This is a genomic window from Rhizobium sp. RCC_161_2 (genome assembly GCF_041355235.1).
GTDB lineage: Bacteria > Pseudomonadota > Alphaproteobacteria > Rhizobiales > Rhizobiaceae > Rhizobium.
Genome location: NZ_JBFUPL010000007.1, coordinates 193,720 through 212,412, shown reverse-complemented (window position 1 = coordinate 212,412; position 18,693 = coordinate 193,720). Strand labels below are relative to the sequence as shown.

Sequence of the window (18,693 nt, the reverse complement as noted above, 5' to 3'; positions counted from 1 at the left end):
TGCGATCTCGCCTTGAAGGCCACGTTCGGGAAAAGGCCGGCTCGGAAGCCGGCCCCTTCCCTTGTTTCGTGACGGACATTTAAGCCCCGTAGACGACCAGCAAGTCCTTGGCATCGATCTGATCGCCAGCAAGGACGAGGACTTCGGTGATGGTGCCGTCCTTCTCCGCATGCAGTGCCGTTTCCATCTTCATTGCTTCGATGGAGACGAGCACGTCGCCGGCCTTGATCGCCTGGCCCGGGGTGACGAAGACGCGGGAGATGACGCCCGGCATCGGCGCACCGACATGGGCGGCATTACCGGGTTCCGCCTTGCGGCGCACGGCGCTGCCCGACGCGCCATGGGCACGGTCCGGCACCTTGATGCGGCGCGGCTGGCCGTTGAGCTCGAAGAACACGGTCACCATGCCCTTCTCGTCGGTCGCCGTCATCGCCTGGTTGACGACCACCAGCGTCTTGCCCTTTTCGATCTCGGCAAAGAGTTCGCCACCTTCCTTCAAGCCGTAGAAGTAGGCAGGCGTCGGCAACACCGAGACCGGGCCATATGTATCGGCGGCCAGCGCATAGTCGGTGAAGACCTTCGGATACATCAGGTAGGAGGCAAATTCGAAGTCGTCGACCTTGCGCTCCAGCTTGGTCTCGATGACCTTGCGCTCCGCATCGAGATCGGCCTCGGCCAACAGTGAACCCGGGCGCACCGTATAGGGTGCCTCGCCCTTCAGCGCCTTCTTCTGCAAGGCCACCGGCCATCCGCCTGGCGGCTGGCCGAGATCGCCCTTCAGCATCGAGACCACCGATTCCGGGAAGGACACTTCCCGGTCGGGATTGACCACATCGGCAACTGTCAGGTCCTGGGAGACCATCATCAACGCCATGTCGCCGACCACCTTGGAGGACGGCGTCACCTTGACGATATCGCCGAACATCTGGTTGGCATCGGCATAGGCCTGCGCCACCTGATGCCAGCGGGTCTCGAGACCGAGCGAACGGGCCTGTTCCTTGAGGTTGGTGAACTGGCCACCCGGCATTTCGTGCAGATAGACCTCCGAGGCCGGCCCCTTGAGGTCGCTCTCGAAGGCCGCATACTGATGGCGCACCGCTTCCCAGTAGAAGGAGACTCGGCGGATCCATTCGGGATCAAGCCCCGGATCGCGTTCCGTACCCTTCAAGGCTTCGACGATCGAGCCGAGGCAGGGCTGCGAGGTGTTGCCGGAGAGCGCATCCATTGCCGCATCGACCGCATCGACGCCTGCGTCCACAGCCGCCAGCACCGTGGCGGCGGCTATGCCCGAGGTATCATGCGTGTGGAAATGGATCGGCAGGCTGGTCGCCTCGCGCAGCGCCTTGAACAGCACCTTGGCGGCAGCCGGCTTCAGAAGACCGGCCATGTCCTTCAGCGCGATGATATGGGCGCCGGCCTTTTCCAGCTCGACGGCGAGATCAGTGTAGTATTTCAGATCGTACTTCGGACGAGCGGAATTGAGGATGTCGCCAGTATAGCAGATCGCTGCCTCGCAGAGCTTGTTCTCCTCGATGACGGCATCCATCGACACGCGCATGTTCTCAACCCAGTTCAGGCAGTCGAAGACGCGGAAGAGGTCGATACCGCCCTTGGCGGCCTGGCGGACGAAGTATTTGACGACATTGTCGGGATAGTTGGTATAGCCGACGCCGTTGGCGCCGCGCAAAAGCATTTGCAGAAGCAGGTTCGGCGCACCCTCGCGGATCAGCGACAGGCGCTCCCACGGATCTTCCGTCAGGAAGCGCATGGAAACGTCGAAGGTGGCGCCGCCCCAGCATTCCAGCGACAGCAGTTGCGGTAGCGCCCGGGCATAGGTGCCGGCGACTTGGGCGATGTCGAAGGTCCGCATGCGGGTGGCGAGCAGCGATTGATGGCCGTCGCGCATCGTCGTGTCGGTCAAAAGCACGCGCTTTTCGTTGCGCATCCATTCGGCAAACTTCTGCGGACCGAGCTGGTCGAGCCGCTGCTTGCTGCCGTCTGGAACCTTGCCATCGATATAGGGCAGCACCGGCTCCGAAGCCTTTGGTGACGGCGCCGGCCGGCCGCGAACCTCCGGATGGCCGTTGACGGTGACGTCGGCCAGATAGGTGAGCAGCTTGGTGGCGCGGTCCTGGCGCTTGACCTGCTGGAACAGTTCCGGCGTCGTGTCGATGAAGCGCGTCGTATAGCTGTTGTCGCGGAATTTCGGGTGGGTGATGATCGCTTCGAGGAAGGTAAGGTTGGTCGCGACGCCGCGGATACGGAATTCGCGCAGCGCCCGGTCCATGCGGGCGATCGTCTCATCCGGCGTCGACGCCCAGGCCGTCACCTTGACCAGCAGCGGATCATAGAAGCGGGTGATAATCGCACCCGAATAGGCCGTGCCGCCATCGAGACGGATACCGAAGCCGGCAGCCGAGCGATAGGCGGTGATGCGGCCATAATCGGGAATGAAGTTGTGCTCCGGATCCTCGGTCGTGACGCGGCACTGCAGCGCATGGCCGTTGAGGCGGATATCCTGTTGCTTCGGAACGCCCGATTCCGGGGTGCCGATGGCAAAGCCGTCGAGTATATGGATCTGCGCCTTAACGATATCGATGCCGGTGACGACTTCGGTCACCGTATGCTCGACCTGGATGCGCGGATTGACCTCGATGAAATAGAACTTGCCGGTATCGGCATCCATCAGATATTCGACGGTGCCGGCGCCGACATAGCCGGTGGCACCGGCGATCTTCAGCGAATAGGCAGCCAGTTCCTGGCGCTGGGCGTCCGTGAGGTAAGGTGCGGGCGCGCGCTCGACGACCTTCTGGTTGCGGCGCTGGACCGAACAGTCACGCTCGAACAGATGGACGACATTGCCGTGGGTGTCGCCAAGCACCTGGCTTTCGACATGGCGGGCGCGCTCCACCAGCTTTTCCAGATAGACCTCGTCCTTGCCGAAGGCGGCCATCGCCTCGCGCTTGGCTTCCGTCACTTCCTTGGCGAGATCCTTGGGATCACGGATGGCGCGCATGCCGCGACCGCCGCCGCCCCAGGAGGCCTTGAGCATCACCGGATAGCCGATCTCCTCGGCCATCTTTGCCACGAGCTTCATATCGTCGGGCAGCGGTTCGGTCGCCGGAACCACCGGCACGCCGACCGAGATCGCCAAGTTGCGGGCCGCCACCTTGTTGCCGAGCTGGCGCATCGTATCCGCGCGCGGGCCGATGAAGATGATGCCGGCGGCATCGCAGGCGTCGACGAATTCGGGGCTCTCAGACAGGAGGCCATAACCTGGATGAATGGCATCGGCGCCAGACAGCTTGGCGACGCGGATGATCTCGTCGATCGACAGATAGCTTTCGATCGGGCCGAGATCGCGCGCTAGATGCGGGCCGCGGCCGACCTGATAGCTTTCGTCCGCCTTGAAGCGGTGCAATGCCAGTTTGTCTTCCTCGGCCCAGATGGCGACTGTTTTTATGCCGAGCTCGTTGGCGGCGCGAAACACGCGGATGGCAATCTCGGAACGGTTGGCAACCAGGATCTTGGAAATGGGCAATGCAGTCTCCTCACGGCATCGAAACGGGCAATGCTGCACCCGCGAAGAGAATTCTTAACTTCTTGTCACGAGAAGTTCAATTTCCCGTAACGTCAGAAACCAAAATAGTTGCGGCTATGGAACAAGTCCGTTTCTGAAGGCGATTGCGACGATGTGCTGGCGGTTTCGGGCGTTCAGCTTGTCCTGGATACTGTTCATATACCAGTCGACTGTGTGATTTGAGATCTTCAGCGTGCGGCTGATCTCCATCGAGGTCATGCCTTCCGCAAGATAATTCAGCACCTCGATCTCACGCCTGGTCAGCTTGGCGTCGGTCGCGGATGCTTCCTCCAGCGGCCGCGCCTCGTCGCGCAGCTCCAGAAGCCGCCAGAAAGTCTTCTTGGCTACGGCATCGAACAACGAGAGCTCCGAGGGCGACAGATCGACCGAATTGCCGCCGATCGTCATCGTGCCGAGCAAGCCGCTGCGCCCGAAAATGGGAAAAATATAACCGTCGACGAGCCCGTTGGCGCGGGCGTCGGCCATCATCTGCTCCATGCGGCGGCGGAGCGGATCGCCCTTTAGCGCCGCCATCGCATCCCGCCAGCGGAACGGCCGCTGCGCCTGGCCGAGATACCTCATGGTCGGATCGACCAGCACATATTTCCGGGTGACATAGGTAAGCGGCCATTTGTCTGGCCAGCGTCCGGCAAGCATGACGCTGACAACGTCGACGGCAGGCCGCGGATGTCTCAGCAGGCCATAGAAATCGAACTTGTAGGAGCGCAATACCGACTCCAGCTCCGCCACGACATTCTTGGTTTGCTTGCATTCTTCGATGACCACAAGCAATTGCATTAACGAATGAATATTCACACATACCCCCTGGCCTAAAGGCCTGGTCTTCATCGACGAGCACCCATCGATATCCGCTCGGCCACCGGCGCGGTGGATGGCGGGCAAACATACTCGGATCGAAATAAAATTGAACGTCTTTGGCGAGAAATTCAGTATTCAACCTCGCATAGCAATCGCCCCACCCTGCGGCAATGCTATCCGAAGACAAGTATTCCTAAATCCTCATATTTCTCAAGCGGTCAATGGCCCACCCTGGCAACTGGGCGCCTAACCCGTAAAAATTCCTTTGAAAAAACAGCGCCAGATTCCGTTAATCGCCGGTTCAGGTAGCAATCTGTAGTGTCCCCATCATCCCGAATTTGCTGATGCACAGAGGTTGCCAGACGTGTCACTTTTCAAAGTCTATGCAAGAGCCCTGAAGTATCTTGGCGCGTATCGTTACCGCGTTTGGATGGTCGTCATCGCAAACATCGCGTTGGCCATGACCACCATTTACGAGCCGGTTCTGTTCGGCCGCATCTTCGACGCCATCGGCAAGAAAGAGCCCGTGACGCCGACCATGATGCTGTGGGCCGGCTTCGCCGTCTTCAGCGCGGTCGCCTTCATCATCGTTTCCCGCGAGGCGGACCGTCTCGCCCACGGCCGTCGCGCGTCGCTGCTGACGGAGGCCTTCAGCCGCATCATTTCCATGCCCCTGTCCTGGCACAGCCAGCGCGGAACGGCCAGCGCGCTGAACACGCTGCTGCGTGCCTGTGAAGCCCTGTTCGGCCTGTGGCTCGAATTCATGCGCAATCACCTGACGACGGCCGTCGCCCTTGTCGTGATGATCCCGACCGCCATGGCCATGGATCTGCGCCTGTCTGCCGTCCTCGTTCTGCTCGGTATCTTCTACTGGATCATCGGCAGTGTGGTCATGAACCGCACCAAGGACGGCCAAACCTCGGTCGAAAGCCATTACAACACCGTTTTCTCGCATGTCAGCGACTCGATCAGCAACGTCTCGGTGCTGCATAGCTACAACCGCATCGAAGCGGAAACCAAGGCGCTGAAGTCCTTCACCGAACGTCTGCTCGCCGCCCAGTATCCGGTCCTCGACTGGTGGGCGCTGGCCGGCGCGCTGAACCGCACCGCCTCGACCATTGCGATGATGGCGATCCTCATGATCGGCACCGTACTTGTCCAGGGCGGCAGCCTCAGCATCGGCGCGCTGATCACCTTCATCGCCTTCGCCAACGTCCTGATCGGCCGCCTGGAGCTGCTGCGCAACTTCGCCAACCAGATCTTCGAAGCCCGCGCCAAGCTGGTGGACTTCTATACGCTGGAAGATTCCGTCCGCGACCGTGAAGAGCCGGCTGGCCTTGCCGAGATCAAGGACGTCAAGGGTGAAGTCGAGTTCCGCAACGTTTCCTTCGGCTTCGGCAACAGCGCCCAGGGCCTGCACAACATCAACTTCACGGTGAAGGCCGGCCAGACCGTCGCTATCGTCGGCCCGACCGGCGCCGGCAAGACGACGCTGGTCAACCTCCTGCAGCGTGTCTACGATCCGCAGGGTGGCCAGATCCTCGTCGACGGCAACGACATTACCAAGGTGACACGCAAGTCGCTGCGCCGCTACATCGCTACCGTCTTCCAGGATGCCGGCCTGCTGAACCGCTCGATCAGCGACAACATCCGTCTCGGCCGCGAGGGTGCGACCGAAGAAGAGATGATGCGCGCTGCCGAAGCGGCTGCCGCCAACGACTTCATCGAGACGCGTGAAAGCGGCTACGAGACCCGTGTCGGCGAACGCGGCAACAAGCTCTCCGGTGGTGAACGCCAGCGTATTGCCATTGCCCGCGCCATCCTCAAGGACGCGCCGATCCTCGTGCTCGACGAGGCGACCAGCGCGCTCGACGTGGAGACGGAGAACAGGGTCAAGGCGGCGATCGACAATCTGCGGCAGAACCGCACGACATTCATCATCGCCCACCGCCTGTCGACGGTTCGCGAGGCCGATATCGTCCTCTTCCTCGAAAACGGACGCGTTATCGAGAATGGCAGCTTCAGCGCGCTCAGCCAGAGCAACGGCCGCTTTGCCGCCCTGCTGCGCGCCAGCGGTATCCTGACGGACGAGGAAGTCCGCAAGGCACATACCACGGAACACGAAGCCGCCTGATCATTCGCATGGGGCCCAAAAGTCGAAGCCGGGGGAGCAATGCTCCCCCGGTTTTTTTGTTGCATGCCGCCAGCTTCTCTTCTCTATGCGAAACGGCCTGCAAGTGCGAAGTTGACTGCTGGACACCGAACACCCGTTGCCTCATTTTGAAGACATGCTTCCGATCATCGAAATCCTCCCCAATGAACCGACCGCCGAAGAGCGCGATCGAGTCCTTAAATTGCTCCTGGATTTCAATGCTCACCATACCGCTCACCTGATCGAGCGGCCCAATCTCGGAATAGTTCTCAAGAACCCCGACACAGCCGAGATCATCGGTGGTCTGTATGCGACTGACGAATACAACTGGCTATTCATCAAATATCTGGTTGTGCCGGAGGCATTCAGAGGCAAAGGCTTTGGTGCCAGGCTGATAAGCGAGGCAGAGCGGGTGGCCCGTGAGCGAGGCTACCTCGGTATCTTTCTCGATACATACGACTTTCAAGCAAAGCCGTTTTATCTCAAGCTCGGATTTGAGCAGTTTGGCGAACTTGAGGGAGACGCGCAAACGCCCTGCCGGTTTTTCCTGAAAAAACTGCTCTCCCAGCAAGCCTGACACTCAAAGACAAGGCCAATGGCGGCCGCCCGTATCTACAATATGACGCGACTCTTTTGCGCGCACATCACCCTAGCCGGAAATCGTGGGACAAAACAAGAAAGGCCCGGCAGGGAAAACCGGGCCTTTCTCCTTCTCTGATCGGAGGTCAAATCGGCCTGACGCCCGCGGAGTCATGACGGGCGTTGGACCGATTATGATTGGCGTCAAGCCAGGGTAGGACTGGCCTCAGGCCGGGATCAGATCAGAACTTGCGCTCGAAGCGGAGCACGCCGGCCCACTGGTCGGTGTTCGCGGCATCCCAATTGGTGTAGGAGACTTCCGGCTCGACCAGCAGATCCTTGACCGGACGCCAGGCGACGTTGGCGGTGGCGGCGAAGATCTTCGAGTCGGTATAGGCAACCTGGGCATTGGCCTGCAGCTTCGGCGTCAGCTGGTAGCTGGCACCCGTCCAGAAGGCCCAGTCACCCCAGCCGCAATCCGCGCCATCCGTCGGGCAAGCAGCCCGGTTGCTGTTGAGATAGGAGCCCGCATACTTGTTCAGCTTGTCGCCGTCGGTGTTCCAGCCGCCCATCAGGAAGGCCTTGAAGTCGCCGAAATCGGCATCGATGCGGGCCTTGATCGCACCTTCCTGGACAACGCTGTCGTAGCCGCCGATGACCCTGAGGGTCCATGCGCCCGCCTTGTAGCCGGCACCGGCGACGACGTCGGGAGCATAGTGATCGGCCTTGCCGGTGCGCCATGCGCCGCCATAGGACGAGGTATCGCTCGAGGAGTTGGAATCTTCCAGCGAGATCACCGCCGTGAAGCCGTTGCCGGCATCATATTTGTAGGTGAGCTGGTTGAGCTCCTTCGGGCCGTCATAAATGACGTCGTCGTTGATGACGTTGCCGGCATAACCCATGTAGTAGTTGTACTGCGAATCGGCCTTGCCGACCAGGAAGCCGCCGAGGCTGATATTGGCCCAGAGCAGCTTGGTGCTGGTCGAATTGCCATCGTTCCAGTCCCAACGGATAACCGTGTTGGTCTTCAGCGGACCGTATTCGGTATCCGTGGCAGTGTCGACGTTCAGCTCGGCGCGAGTGTGCCAGAGCGTGCCGTTCTTGCTGTTGGCGTTGTAGGCGTCGTACCATTCGCCCTCGGTGCGGACGCGGCCGCCGATCTTCAGGCAGGTCTCGGTGCCCGGAATAAAGAAGTAGCCGGCGCCATAGGCGTCGCAAATGCGAACATATTCCAGCGGTTCCGGCTCGGCGGCCACAATGGCGTCAGCCGCCTGTGCTCCCGAGACGGCGGCCAGGGCGGCGGCGGACCCGAGAAGAAGACTTCTGATATTCATGATTACTCCAATCAAGTAGCGATTGGGCATGAGTTATCGCGCCGAAAATTCGACGTTCCCTACCCCATTCCCGTTTTGACAATCCCCACGATTGCGACACGCACCCGTTCGGGCACGTATGACGCCGGGGTGACGACACTCCCCGAGCGTCGTCACAGGCTCGATTTAGGGATTTCAGTTTTGCACAACAAGATTTTGAGCAATTAAATATCGGTTGCGGCACACCGAAGCGTCGCTGCGTTGCAGAAAAATCACGTCACAATCCCTTCACGACATCGTCATGAATGGATTGTCGTTGAAAATCAATTTGTTGGTTGGTTCAGTACCGAATGACCCCCGACGGGTTACCGGTGTCGTTCGACCCGCACCGGCATGCGAAGCGCACCCGCCAATGTCGTGGTGGGGCGATTATGGGCCGTGTCCAGCCGCTTATGCTCAAGATAGTAGGCATAGGCAAACTGCAGGACGATACCGACGACGACATAGGCGGCACCGACGGCCGGGTCCTTCTCCGTGACATAGAGGATGACCTGCCCCGCCATGGCGAGGATCGTACCGGCAACGAAGATGCTGAGGGAATGACGCCCGAAGATCGCCAGCGGATGGTTCTCCGGCCGCCGCAGCACGCGCGACACGGATGGTATGCAGATAATGAGATAGGCAAGCGCCAGCACATGCAGAAGCCGCGGCAGCGACAGGAAGGTCTTGTCGAAACCGGTAATGACCGGGGGCAGGCCGAACGCGGCCAAGTGGTCGCCCAGCACCCAGAGCTTGTCGGTGACCCAGATGAAGGACAGCATGACATAGGCAAGCGACAGCGCGAACAGAACCGGATTATAGGCAATCCGGCCGCCGCGCTTCACATGCATGACGGCGACGAAACCGATGACGAACAGGAATTGCCAGGAGAGAGGGTTCAGGAACCAGAAGCCGTCGAGCAGCATGGTGTGCGGCGCGATCTGGTAGATGCCGGCCAGCAGCCAGACGCCACCGGAAACCAGCAGCAGAAGCAATGGGCTTTTCGCCTCCAATGCCAGCATCAACGGCAACATCAGGAACAGCGCGCCATACATCGGCAGGATATTATTGTAGCCGATCTGGTGACCAAGCAGCAGCAGGGCCGGAATGCCCCGCGCCGGATCCATCAGCACCGCGAGGATGTTTACCTCGCAGAGCAGACCCACCTGCCGGAAGATCCAGGCGCCGGAGATGAACAGCACCAGTGTGATGAAGGTGGTGATCATATGCGCCGTATAGAGTGTGAAGGCGCGCTTGACCGCCTTCCAGGCGGTCATGAGCCGGTTGCCGGGCTTGAACCGCGTGCCATAGGCGAGGCCGACGGAGATGCCGGAGATCAGCACGAAGGCTTCGGCCGCATCGGAGAAGCCGAAATTCTTCGTCGTCAGATGTTCGAAGAACTGGCCGGGAACATGGTTGATGAAGATCGTGATCAGGGCCAAGGCCCTTAGAACATCCAGCCTCGTATCGCGCCCCGTCGACATCTTCGGCGAGCCGCTGGCGCTTCCCGACCGCGTGTCGATATGTGCCCTGATGTTCATGAACATCTCCTGTTCCGACGATCAAATGCAGATAGGGCCAAAGAGTTCCCTCTTTGGCCCTATCGATCAATGCAAAACAGTGCACAAAAGCGTTACTGTTCGATCGGATAGCCCTCTTCGGGATTAGCAAGCGCCCTATCATTCACTGCGACTGAGTATCCGCTCGCATCGGGCGCTTTTGAGACGGAAATGCGGTATTTTCCGCTCGGCAGATCGAGGTCCGCCGCAAAGCTGTCCCAGGTCGACGGCAACGCCGGCTTGACGTAGAGGCGGCCGTTCTTGACGCGGATACCGAGAATGCCCTCGATCGCCACGCGATAGAACCAGCCGGCCGAGCCCGTATACCAGGTCCAACCGCCACGACCGGTCAATTGCCCCTCGCCATAGACGTCGGCGGCAATGACATAGGGCTCGACGCGGTAAGTATCGGCCTGATCACGATCAAGTGCGTGGTTGACCGGGTTCAGCATCTCGAAGCAATGCCAGGCATCGTCGCCGCGGTTCATTTCCGCCAGAGCCATGACCACCCAAGTGGCCGCATGGGTATACTGGCCGCCGTTTTCGCGGACACCCGGCGGGTAGGACTTGATGTAGCCCGGATCGCGCGCCGACTTGGAGAAGGGCGGCGTGAACAGCCGGATCATCCGGTTGTCGTCGTCGACCAGCTTTTCAAGAACGGCGTTCATCGCCGTCTCGCCGCGCTTGGGGTCGCCCTCGCCGGAGAGAATGTTCCACGATTGCGCGATCGAATCGATCTGGCATTCGAAATTCTCGCTGGAGCCGAGCGGGCTGCCGTCGTCGAAATAACCACGGCGATAATGGTTGCCGTCCCAGCCCGCCGTTTCCAGCGACTTGCGCAGTTCCGGCAGGTGCTTGGTCCAGCGCTCGACGCGTTCCTTGTCGCCACGTGCTTCCGCATAGGGCAGGAAGGCGGTGAGCGTGCCGGCGAGGAACCAGCCGAGCCAGACACTTTCGCCACGGCCCTGAATGCCGACGCGGTTCATGCCGTCGTTCCAGTCGCCACCGAGGATCAACGGCAGGCCGTTGCCGCCCTTGCGCTTGATGGCAAGATCGAGCGCCAGCGCAGCATGCTCATAGACGCTGACCTTATCCTGCGACACGGTCGGCTGATAGAAGGCGTCGTGCGTGCCAGGCATCAGGGCGGCGCCCTCGACGAAGGCAAGCTCTTCGTCCAGCAGCGACTTGTCGCCCGTCACTGTGCAATACTGGTTGATCGCATAGGCGAGCCAGACGACGTCGTCCGAAATATGCGTACGCACGCCGGCGCCGCTGCCCGGCAGCCACCAATGCTGCACGTCGCCCTCGCGGAACTGGCGCTGGGCCGCATTCACGATCTGCTTGCGCGCAAGTTCCGGCGCATGCATCAGGAAGGCCAGCGTATCCTGCAACTGGTCACGGAAGCCGAAGGCGCCCGAGGCCTGGTAGAAGGCGGTGCGCGCCATGATGCGGCAGCCGAGGCTCTGATAGGGAAGCCAGGCATTGATCATGTTGTTCATCGCCTTGTCCGGCGTCGAGATCTGCAGACGACCGGTAAAGCCGTCCCAGAAGCCGCGTGTCGCCGACAGCACAGCCTCGAAATCCGCCTTGCGGATCTCGGAGACCAATGTGCGCGCCTCTTCAAGAGAGGCGGTGTCGCCCATATAGAAGCAGATATCCTTTTCTTCACCCGCACCGACGGTCAGGTCGAAGGCAAGTGCCGCGCAGGGATCGCCGTCGAGATCGGTGGAGTTGGAGAGGACGGCGCCGGAAACGACGGCTTCCGGCATCTGCACCGTGCCGTGACGGCCGATGAATTCGCGGCGGCTGGCCGAGAAGCTCGAATGCGCCTCGCTCGCCGCCATGAAGGCGACCCGCTTGGAATAATCGATGCTGTAGGGATTGTTGGCAAACAGTGCACCCGTCTCCTCGTCCAGCGACGAGAGGATGAAGGGCTTGGTCTTGTGCGGATTGATGCCGAGCACCCATTCCGCGTAATTGTAGAGCCGCAGCCGCCGGGTGCCCTTGCCCTTGTTGCTGACGCGCAGGCGGAAAACCTTCACCGGACGCTCGCGATCGACCGTCTGCGTCAGTTCCAGCGCGATGCCGTTCTCTTCGCTCGAGAACACCGAATAGCCGAGGCCGTGGCGGGTCTCAAACTGTACCTTCGGATTGCGCGACAGGCCGGCATAAGGAGTCATCACCGCATTGCTGTCGAGATCGGTCACATAAAGCGCCTCACCCGGACGGTTGATGACCATGTCGTTGGTCCATGGGGTCAACTGATAGTCGCGAGAATTGTGGCTCCAGGTGAAACCGCCACCTTCGGCGGGCACATGGAAACCGAAGCGCTCGTTGGTGATGACGTTGATCCACGGATGCGGGGTCGACTGGCCGCCCGCGAGCCGGACGACATATTCGCGACCGTTTTCGGCAAAGCCGCCATAACCGTTCCAGAAGTCGAGATCGGCCTGTGCTCCGAGTTCTGCCGCCGTAAACACCGACGCCTGCAGCGCGAGCGCCACGGCACGACGATCGACCGGAGCCTCATCGCCCTGCGGGGCCGAGCCGAACAGCGTCGCTGCGCGAGCAATCTGGTCGACCAGCTTGCCGTTGCGGGCATGGAAGACGACGCGCGAGGCGGCGAGGATCTGCTGGTAGGTCTCGTTTTCGATCAGATCCTTGCGCACCGCGAAGATGTGCTGACGCAACCCATCTCCCTGATTGTGACGGATATGATCGGCAAGCGCATCCAGTTGATGCTGCATCGCCTGCGCATGCTCAGCGGCGCATTCGTTGAGGATCACCAGATCGGCGGCGATGCCGCGCGAGCGCAGATACTCCCCAGCACTCAGCGCTTCCTTGGCGATTTCGATGTCGATTTCGTCATTGATGCGCAGCGTGAAGATCGGGAAATCGCCCGAAATGGTCACCGGCCAAAGCGCCGACTGCGAATGCAGGCCGGCAAGGACGGTGGCGCTGTCGGCGCGCAGATGCATGTCGGGATAGACGAGGTAGCGGGCAAGCTTCTGGAAAGCGGCCGCCTGCTGCGAGGAGACGCCGACATGGCGCATCTGCATCTGCGTGCGCGTCCAGGCCTGTGTCAGCTCGGCCGCGAAAGCATCCGGATTACGGTAGCGGTCCACCGCCTTGTCGACCTCTTCGCGGTTCGGCGCGGAAATCGTCCAGAAGATGACGCTGACCTTCTTGCCCGCCGGCACGCGCACGACGCGGCGCAGCGACAGGCAGGCGTCCATGGTGAAGCCTTGTGTGCCCGAGAGCGTCGCACCCGGATCGAAGGCGGCGGCCTCGGCAAGCGTACGGCCACGGCCGAGGAACTTGCGGCGATCCGTCTCGAATTCCGTCGGACGTTCGGAGCCGGCATTGTCGACAACCAGATGCGCGATCGCCATGTCCGGCTCGTTATATTCGCGCTTGTTGCGCTCGGCGCGAAGCACGTCACCGCTGCTACCGACTTCGGTGCGAACGAACATGCGCGCGAAAACCGGGTGGCCGGAATCGACGTCGTCGCTGGCAATCGCCGGCTCGAGATAGGAGGTCACCTCAATGAAGCGGTCCTCCGATCCCATGTTGAGCAGCGTAACACGGCGGCCTTCGGCATCGTGCTCGGTGGCAACGATGCATTCGACCTCACTGGTGAGATCACCGATGGTCTTGCTGTATTCCGCCTTTTCGTCGCTGAAGGCGACCTTGACCTTTTCGCCTTCGATGCTGCGCGGCTCCGCCGTCGTCGACCACCATTGGCCGGACACGGTATCGCGCAGGAAGATGAAAGTACCCCAACGGTCTTCCGTCGGATCGGGCCGCCAGCGCGACACGGACAGGCCGTTCCAGCGCGAATAGCCGGCACCGGTCGCCGTCAGCATGACGGAGTAATGGCCGTTGGACAGGAAGGCGAGTTCGCGGTCCTGCGTGGCCGGATCGGCGATCTTGCGGATCTCCGGACGCAGCATGTCTTCCTGGATATTGGCCGGCTGATCGCTCTCGTGCTTGGCGGCCATGACCGGGATATCGCGCGGCGCCTTTTCCTGCAGCAGCAGTTCGGCCGCTTCGATCACCGGATCGGCGTGGAAGAGTTCGCGCAGACGTCCGTTGAAGGCAACGTTGGCAATAGCGGCAATCGACATGCCATGGTGGTGGGCATAGTAGTTGAAGACCACCGCGCATTTCTTGCCTTCGGGAACGCGGGTCGGCGTGAAATCGACGGCATCATGGAAGCCGTAGATGCCGAGAGCGCCGACCTTGCGCAGCTTCTGCAGGTTTTCGAGCGCCGCTTCCGGCCGATACTGGCTGGCAAGAATAGAGGCGTAGGGCGCGATGACGGCATTCTGGCCGAGGCCGCGCTTCAGACCGAGCGAGGGCACACCGAAGTTGGTGTACTGATATTGCATCTGATGGTCGCGGGCGTTGAAGGCCGCTTCCGAAATGCCCCAGGGAATGCCGGCGCCGAGACGCTTGGCATAGTTCATCTGTTCCTGGACGATCAGATTGTTGGTCTGGTTGAGAATACCGCCCTGACGCTCCTGCATGACGAGCGGCGGCATCAGATATTCGAACATCGAGCCGGACCAGGAGACCAGCGCACCGCGCGAGCCCACCGGCACGACCTGACGGCCGAGACGATACCAATGCTCCGTCGGCAAGTCGCCCTTGGCAATAGCGAACAGGCTGGTGAGGCGGGCTTCCGACGCCAGCAAGTCGTAGCAGGCGGCATCGAGCTCGTTGGTCTCCACGCGGAAGCCGATGGAGAGCAGGCGCCGTTCCGGACGATAGAGGAAGGCGAATTCCATGCCGAAGGCGGTTTCGCGCATGCGGTCGCGCAGCTTTGCCAGGCGCTGGCGCAATGCGTCGACATTGGCGAGATCGAAGACGCTGTCGGCGATATGGCCTTCGCAGACCTTCACCAGCGATTGCGACCAGGTAAGCACCTCGCCGCTCTGTGGCGACTTGACCTCGTGGTCGAGGTTGGCGGCAAGCTTCTCGATGTCATGCGCCAGGACCGAAAGATTGATGATGCGGATCGAGGCGAACTCGTGCTCGCGCTTGACCGCGGCCAGCGCATTCTGGAAGCCGACGATACGCTCTTCCAGGCGATGACGCAGCGGGCGCACGGTCTTGCGGTCATCCGGAAGCTCGGCGAGTATTTCGCCGAGGATGCCGGCGACATCGCCGATGCCGTCGAGATTGCCCTGCATATGCGCGGACGGCGCTTCCGCCCAGATGCGGCAGGCCGAGGACACGGCGATCAGGTGACCGGCGAAATTGCCGCTGTCGACCGCCGAGACATAGCGCGCGCCCATCGGCTTCAGCGTGTCAGTGTGATACCAGTTGCAGAGATGCCCACGGAACTTCTCGAGCTTTTCGACCGTCGCCATGGTCTTTTCCATGCGGTCGATGGTTTCCTCGAAGGAAATCCAGCCGAAATGACGGGCCGAGATAATCGAGAGCAGATAGACGCCGATATTGGTCGGCGAGGTGCGCGAGGCCACGACCGGATGCGGCGTCTGCTGCACGTTGTCCGGCGGCAGGTGGTTCTGCTGCTCGACCACGAAGGTATCGAAATAGCGCCAGGTGCGCCGCGCGATCTTGCGCAGCTCCGACGAGACGCTTTCCGGCACTTCGAGCTTGTCCTCGGTTTCGGCCGACTGGCTGACATACCAGGCGATCGCCGGCGACAGGACCCAGAGCAGGGCAAAGGGAATCCCGACGAGGAAGGCATTGTCGCCCGACAGCGACGCAAAGGCGAGCGCCAGCAGCGCCAGCACCGGTGCATGCCACATGACGCGGTAGTGGCCGAGAATGGTGGTCTGCGCCGCGGCCTGGGCGCTGGCGGCGGTGCGCCACTGCAGCATCAGCTTGCGGCTGACGAAGGCGCGGTAGAGCGAACGCCCAATGGCGTCGGCCATGATGCAGGCGCCGTCGGCAATGAAGACGATGCGCAGCGCCACTTGCGCGTTGGCGGCACGGATATCCGTCCAGACCGTATAGAGATGGGCACGGGCGACGATATCGCTGGTGCGCGGAATAATGCCGTTGATCAAGGACAAGGTCGGCGCCACGAACAGGCAGAAGATCAGCAGGATCTGCCAGAGCAGAGCCGCGAACGGCCCCATGAAGTACCAGCCGAGCACCGAGGCGAAGAACCAGGCGATCGGCGTCAGCGAACGACGCAGATTGTCCATCATCTTCCAGCGGCCGAGACCGGTGACGCCGCGCTTCGGATTGAAGAGGTAAGGAAGGAGCTGCCAGTCGCCACGCGCCCAGCGATGCTGGCGCGAGACTTCGACTTCGTAGCGGATCGGGAAGTCTTCCACGAGCTCGCAGTCGGTCACCAGCGCGCAACGCGCCATCGAGCCTTCGAGCAGATCGTGGCTGAGAACGGCGTTCTCGTCGATCTTGCCCTTCAGCGAGGCTTCAAAGGCGTCGATATGATAGAGGCCCTTGCCGGTGAACGTGCCTTCCTCGACCAGGTCCTGATAGACGTCGGAAACGGCGAAGACATAAGGGTCGAGACCGCGATTGACGGAGAAAACGCGCTGGAACACCGAGGCGTCCTTGCCCGTCGTCAGCGACGGGGTGACGCGCGGCTGCAAGACACCGTAACCGCGAACGACACGCTTGGTCTCGGGGTCGAAGACCGGCCGGTTGATCGGATGATGTAGCTTGCCGACGAGCTTCGTGACCGTATCGCGCACCAGGCGCGTGTCGGAATCGAGCGTCATGACGTATTTCACGTCCTTCGGCACGGTATTGGCGCCGGGCAGGAAGGTGGTGTCGCGGTCGCCGCGCAGGAGCAGGTTCAGCTCGTGCAGCTTGCCGCGCTTGCGCTCCCAGCCCATCCACGAGCCTTCGGCGGGATTATAGAGGCGGCGGCGATGCAGGAGATAGAAGCGCTGCTTGCCATCTTCGGCATAGCGGGCCGCAAGGTTGGCGACTTCGCGGCGAGCATAGTCGAGGATTTCCAGATCGCGTTCGCTCTCTTCCTCCTGGCTGTCCGGCCAGTCGCTGAGCAGCGCGTAATAGACTTCGCCGCGCGGATTGGCGAGGTAATGGACTTCGAGATTGCGCACGAGTTCGTCGACGCTGTCGCGGTTGCCGATCAGCGTCGGCACGACGACCAGCGTGCGGGCCTCTTCCGGAATGCCTTCCTTGAACTCATAGCCGACGAGGCGCGCCGGCGTCAGGTACATGGTGACCACGAAATTGAACAGGCCCGTCGCCCCTTCGGACGCCGGCAGCGAAAACATCAGCAGCAGGAGAATGGTTTCGGCCCAGCCCATGCCGGCCTGGATCATGAAATAACCGACGACAGCCAGGGCGAGAGCGGTCAAAAACATCACGGGCGCTGCGATCGCCAGCCAGTTGAGCTTGCGCCACTGGCGCACGAATCGCGCTGACAAGAAGGGACGATAGCCGATCGCCTTCTCCAGCTTTTCCGTCTGCTGGCCCATGATGTAGTCGCCGATATTCGGCTCTTGTGGCTGCGGTTCGCCCGAAGCCTTGGCCGCTTCCGTCATCGCCATGGCGACCTGGGCGATCTCCATTTCGGTCTTCTTGGAGCGACGGGCAAGCTTTTCGATGCGGCGGCGATAGCTGTTGCGCGAACCGGGATCGAGCTTGGCGTAGTCGGTCTCATCCCAGAGCAGCTTGTCGACCGCGCTCACCTCTTCGACCCAGACCGACCAGTCGGTATCGTCGATCAGGCGCAGGCTCTTGATGATGTTGCCCATCGTCACATTGCCGGACGACAGCCGGTTATGCTCGGCCATCATGACGCTTTCGGCGTCCGTGCCGGCATCCGCCATGCGCTTTTCCATCCAGGTGACGGCGAGACCCGAGGTGTGCGAGCCGTCACGGAGGCGATAGAGGAACTGCGTCGCGAAGGTATTGTCCGACGTGTAGGGTTCCAGCGTCTTCAGGAATTCGGCGACCTTGGCGTCGTCATTGAGACGGATCAGCTCGTCGACGGCCTCGTTGGCCTTCTTGCGCGTGATGCGGCTCTGTTCGACGCGGCTGGAGATGCGGCGCAGATTGTCGACGAGGATATAGCGAACCAGCGACGGGACAGCCCAGAGCTCGCCGATCTTCAGCATCTCAACGGACTGGAAGCCCTCCACCAGCGCCAGCAGGCCCTGGTTGGACACGGTGCTGTGCGTATGGGCGACATAAAGCCAGGCCAGCGCCATGGTGCGCGGCATGACCATGCCGCCGATGGTGATCGTCTGCAGCTGATCGTAGAACTTCTTCGGGAAATCGCGGCGGACTTCCTGGATCGCCTCTTCGATGACGTAGTGGTTGTCGAGCAGCCATTCGGCCGCCGGCGTGATCGATTCGCCGGCGTCGACATCGGCATTGGCCGAACGATAGACCCGCAGGATCTCCTTCTCGTTCTCCTTGTGACGCGCGAAGAAGTCGAAGGGCGCAAAGCCCGGCAGCGTCGTTTTGGCGCCATTGCGGGCGAACGTCGCACCGCATTCGCGTATCTGCTCGTTGGAGAAATAGGTCGCCCGGATCGAATCATTGTGATCGATCTGCTTGGCTTCAGAATCGCGTAGCGAAACAGTGGAGAGGTTTTGAGTCGTCATGGATTCGGGTTCTGGGTCCAAACAGAGTGATAGGCATTATCGCCTTTGATGTCTTTGTCCTGCCCGA

At 61.3% G+C, this 18,693-nt stretch carries 7 protein-coding genes; 2 read left to right on the top strand and 5 right to left on the bottom strand.

The annotated features are described in order from the left end of the window. Positions 1–79: 79 nt before the first annotated feature. Both pyc and AB6803_RS19370 read right to left on the bottom strand, forming a co-directional pair. Entirely contained in the window at positions 80–3,541 is a 3,462-nt protein-coding gene (gene pyc / locus AB6803_RS19375) for a pyruvate carboxylase (RefSeq protein ID WP_371110409.1), read from the bottom strand. 114 nt (positions 3,542–3,655) lie between these two features. After that, a complete protein-coding gene (locus AB6803_RS19370; protein WP_371110408.1) occupies positions 3,656–4,396 on the bottom strand; it encodes an autoinducer binding domain-containing protein in 741 nt (246 codons plus the stop codon). A 367-nt stretch (positions 4,397–4,763) separates the two neighbouring features. On the opposite strand from AB6803_RS19370, the gene AB6803_RS19365 reads away from it, so the two are divergent. After that, complete coding sequence (locus AB6803_RS19365) at positions 4,764–6,533, top strand: glucan ABC transporter ATP-binding protein/ permease (protein ID WP_371110407.1); 1,770 nt, start codon at positions 4,764–4,766, stop codon at positions 6,531–6,533. A 154-nt stretch (positions 6,534–6,687) separates the two neighbouring features. Continuing rightward, entirely contained in the window at positions 6,688–7,128 is a 441-nt protein-coding gene (locus AB6803_RS19360) for a GNAT family N-acetyltransferase (RefSeq protein ID WP_371110406.1), read from the top strand. Between the two features lie 244 nt (positions 7,129–7,372). Here the strand turns inward: AB6803_RS19360 and AB6803_RS19355 are convergent, their stop codons facing one another. The 3 genes from AB6803_RS19355 to AB6803_RS19345 form a co-directional block, all read right to left on the bottom strand. After that, entirely contained in the window at positions 7,373–8,464 is a 1,092-nt protein-coding gene (locus AB6803_RS19355) for a porin (RefSeq protein ID WP_371110405.1), read from the bottom strand. A 344-nt stretch (positions 8,465–8,808) separates the two neighbouring features. Continuing rightward, complete coding sequence (locus tag AB6803_RS19350) at positions 8,809–9,966, bottom strand: OpgC family protein (protein WP_371110538.1); 1,158 nt, start codon at positions 9,964–9,966, stop codon at positions 8,809–8,811. A 149-nt stretch (positions 9,967–10,115) separates the two neighbouring features. After that, positions 10,116–18,626 (bottom strand): GH36-type glycosyl hydrolase domain-containing protein, encoded by an 8,511-nt coding sequence (locus AB6803_RS19345; RefSeq protein ID WP_371110404.1) that lies wholly within the window; start codon positions 18,624–18,626, stop codon positions 10,116–10,118. Positions 18,627–18,693 lie beyond the last annotated feature (67 nt).